Here is a 3,815-nt window from a genome sequence, read left to right on the forward strand (position 1 = left end):
TCAGACTGGGAGAGTTTGTGCGATTCATGCGGGTTGGCGGGGTACGTCTCAATCAATTGTAAAAGTAGCGATCGCCCGTTTTGTAGAATTTGGCAGCAAGGGAGAAAATTTGCGTATTGCGATCGGTCCTGCAATTGGCGGTAAACTTTATCAAGTAGACTATGAGGTAGCGATCGAAGTGGGCAAAACTATTATTGCCGATACTAAGAATAAATCCGATCTAGAGATTTTAGCAGAATTAAAACAGATACCCAATTCCCCCGTCTTAGAGGATAAATTGCCTGGTAAAGTTCGCCTCAGCGTACCTAGAGTAAATCAAATACAATTAGAACAAGCAAACCTCCATCCCCAACAAATTGCCCTCGCCGAAGATTTTTGTACTTACCAACAGAGCGATCGCTTTTTTTCCTATCGACGCACGGGAGAAAAAAAAGTCCAATGGTCGGGTATTGTTTCATCGACCATCGAACATCAGGCGATCGCTAATAATTAACAATTAACAACTAGTAACGAACAAAACCTTGGATTTCAATTCGATCGATCGCATATTAAACCAACTAGAACAACAACCAGGCTGGGAAAATTTTCGTAGCTATCGCCAACTCTTAAAATGTTGGCATAATATTGTTAATAAAGATACAGCGAAGCATACTCGTCCGCTTTATATTCAAAGACAAATACTTTTTGTTGCGACCAACAGTGCTGCTAGAGCCCAAGAACTTTCTTTCCAGCGTTATGGTTTACTCAAAAGATTGAACCAACAATTGTCTTCTTCTCTCAAAGATATTCGTTTTTCCTCTTCGGATTGGGAGCAAACAACTGACAACCTAAATTCGCCATCAACCTTATTTAAACTTGCTTCTTATCACAAATCTAATCAAAATCTCAGAAAAGTTTCTCTAGTAAAACAAGAATTCCAGAATATTCAACCAGAAGACGATGCCCCAAAAAGAGCTAAATTAAGAGCAAGACGTTGGCTCAACAAAATTAGCCAAAATATCAATAATTCCTCATCTTTAGTACTTTGTTCTAATTGTGGTTCTCCAACCCCTACAGGAGAAATAGAACGTTGGAATTCATGTTATTTATGTGTGGCGCAAAAATGGTCTCAAGAATATCGCCCGCCCAATTTTCCAGAGTCAAAATAAATTAAATAGTAAAAGGCTAGCTCCCTATTTATTCTCGATCCCCATAGGTTTTTTCTCCTAGTCTCCATATTTTTACCTAGAAAAAACTGTATTGTTTGATACTTTTTCTATTTCTTTGATGTCTATTTATCAATCGATTATAAAGACAATATAAAACTATTTTGTCTTTGGGGATCGCTCAAACCCTTGCTATACATCAACCTGACTGGGATCGATAGGATGGAGGCTTAAGTGCAAAATAGAAATATCGGAATGGAATAAAGCCAATTCTATATAAAAATAAATGAAAGAAATTAATTTTGTAGCTTCAGCCTGTCGCTACTGTCGCTTTTATAATTCAGAAGGTCGCAGAGGCGGTCAATGTCAAATGTTGGATGTACCAGTCGAAGGTAGTTGGAAAGCTTGTACTTTTGCCAGTTCTCCTTTTGAAACAACTCTTCAAAAATTAGAAGATATCTTTCATTTAGAAACTTCTATAGAACAAACATCTCATCAAAATACCCCCGTACCAACATCTAGTTTAGAAATAAAAATTGAAGACAATTTTCAGACAACAATTTCTCACAAGTCGGAATAAATTATTCAATTTAATAAATTACTAAAATTTGATTTAGTATTAGATAATTTTTTTGATTGGTGCAGAAAATATAATTTTTCTATACCGATACATTTTTCTTTAATTCTTCGCCAAAGATTTATATAGACTGTCAACAAAAGATCGGAAAATAGGTTCAAACTATAAAATTCAGCTAGAATTAACCCCTATATTTCGATTGAGATGAAAATCAAGCAGCTATTAACATTTTTATCCATAACTAATATTTTATTATTCTCGTATATTGCTCGGGTTCAAGCTCAGAGTACAGAAAGCGTAGTTAACAATAATAATGAAAACGTAGATATCAGCGTTCAAAAATCGGGTTCGCAAACTCAAGGACAAAGTTCTAATGGCAATACATCTAATGTAACTGTCAGTGAAGAAGAGGCGAGAGATAATTTCTGGAGTAATAGTTATCGAGGTCGTCTATCGATTCCTCCTGGTAGTGCAGCCCTCACTTGTGGGGAACAAATTATCTCTTTTTCTCGTTCTGCTGGTGGTGGTTTAGGAGTGGGGGCAGTAGGTTTTAATTTTAGCGATAATAATGGTTCACTTCCTGAAGAATTCCAGCCAAGTTTGCAGTCTATTAGACAATGTGCCAAAGAGAAAAACGCAGCAGAAATTATTGATAAATATGTTCAGTTGAAATCGGTCGATAAAGCGATCGCTAATACCTATTTAAGGACTGTTTCTCCAGAGATTTATGCGACATTTTTTGTAGAAAATTCTAAGCACAGCGGAGAAATAGTTTCGGAAAAAACTTTTAATAATCTCAGCCATAAACTCAGAAATGAAGAATTCGATCGCATCGTCGAATGGCAAGATAATTATTACGGTGCTGGTTTAGCAGAAAAAAGAGTCGAGTTGCGTCAAAATCAAGAATTGCGTTCTACAGAAAGAGAACAAAGACTAGTAGAATTAGAAGTTTTAGAACTAGAAAGAAGATCTAAAGAAGTAGAAGCAATTCTCAAACAAAGACAATCTCAACTAGATAATTTATTAGAACAATTTCAGCAACTAAATTAACAAGATAAATCTAAATTAGCCACTAAAAACGCCCATTTATCCGCAGCTTCTGCAATAATTTTGGTAGTGGGTTTCCCCGCACCATGTCCCGCTTTGGTCTCAATCCGAATCAAAACTGGGTTGTTTCCTCTATGGGCAGCTTGCAAGGCAGCTGCAAATTTAAAACTATGGGCTGGGACAACGCGATCGTCTGTATCGGCTGTGGTTATCATCGTGGCGGGATAATTTGTACCTGGCTTGAGATTGTGTAAAGGAGAATAAGCATAAAGAGTTTTAAAATCTGCTTCCTCTTCTGGGTTGCCATATTCGGGACACCAAGCCCAACCAATCGTAAATTTGTGGAAGCGCAACATATCCAATACTCCCACCGCAGGAAGAGCAACCGCAAATAAATCGGGGCGTTGAGTCATGCAAGCACCAACTAGCAAACCGCCATTACTTCCCCCTGCGATCGCAATTTTTGACCTATTAGTATATTTATGTTCGATTAGCCATTGGGCTGCATAAATAAAATCATCAAAGACATTTTGTTTTTTATCTTTCATTCCTGCTTGATGCCAAGCTTCGCCATATTCACCGCCACCGCGTAAATTAGGGACAGCAAAAATTCCTCCCATCTCCAGCCAGACTAAGTTGCTAACGGCAAAACTAGGGGTCAGAGAAATATTAAACCCACCATAGCCATAGAGATAAGTGGGGTTAGTACCATCTAGTTTAATTCCCTTTTTGTGGGTAATAAACATGGGGATTTTTGTCCCATCTTTGCTGCTATAAAATACTTGTTTGGTTTCGTAGTTATCGGGATTAAAGTCTACTTGGGGTTGGCGAAATATTTTGCTTTCTCCCGTCACCATATCGTAGCGATAAATAGTTGGAGGAGTAGTGGCATTGGTAAAGGTATAGAAAGTTTCAGTATCTTCTCTTTTGCCCCCAAAACCTCCTACAGATCCAATTCCTGGTAATTCTACTTCCCGAGCGAAACTACCATCTAGATTAAAGATCTTAACTTGCGATCGCGCGTCTTTGAGGTAGTCAGCAACAAA

At 37.7% G+C, this 3,815-nt stretch carries 5 protein-coding genes; 4 read left to right on the forward strand and 1 reads right to left on the reverse strand.

Annotation, left to right across the window (positions count from 1 at the left end):
* The 4 genes from AC33VI_RS22970 to AC33VI_RS22985 form a co-directional block, all read left to right on the forward strand.
* On the forward strand, positions 1 to 493 hold a 493-nt coding region (locus tag AC33VI_RS22970; RefSeq protein WP_491784586.1), incomplete at its 5' end, for a purine nucleoside phosphorylase YfiH/LACC1 family protein.
* Between the two features lie 28 nt (positions 494 to 521).
* On the forward strand, positions 522 to 1,148 hold the full coding sequence (locus AC33VI_RS22975) for a DciA family protein (protein WP_491784587.1): 627 nt from the start codon (positions 522 to 524) through the stop codon (positions 1,146 to 1,148).
* Between the two features lie 283 nt (positions 1,149 to 1,431).
* Positions 1,432 to 1,725 carry a hypothetical protein gene (locus AC33VI_RS22980; RefSeq protein ID WP_491784588.1) on the forward strand — a complete coding sequence of 98 codons (294 nt, stop codon included), beginning with the start codon at positions 1,432 to 1,434 and terminating at the stop codon, positions 1,723 to 1,725.
* 201 nt (positions 1,726 to 1,926) lie between these two features.
* A complete protein-coding gene (locus AC33VI_RS22985; RefSeq protein WP_491784589.1) occupies positions 1,927 to 2,772 on the forward strand; it encodes a hypothetical protein in 846 nt (281 codons plus the stop codon).
* Here the strand turns inward: AC33VI_RS22985 and AC33VI_RS22990 are convergent.
* Positions 2,769 to 3,815: prolyl oligopeptidase family serine peptidase (locus AC33VI_RS22990; RefSeq protein WP_491784590.1), on the reverse strand; the 1,047-nt coding region annotated here is incomplete at its 5' end. The genes AC33VI_RS22985 and AC33VI_RS22990 overlap by 4 nt on opposite strands.

It is taken from the genome of Waterburya sp. (assembly GCF_058530065.1).

Bases quoted from the DNA above. Each gene is read 5' to 3' on its own strand.
- AC33VI_RS22980 (WP_491784588.1), top strand. From the start codon at position 1,432: ATGAAAGAAATTAATTTTGTAGCTTCAGCCTGTCGCTACTGTCGCTTT.
- AC33VI_RS22985 (WP_491784589.1), top strand. From the start codon at position 1,927: ATGAAAATCAAGCAGCTATTAACATTTTTATCCATAACTAATATTTTA.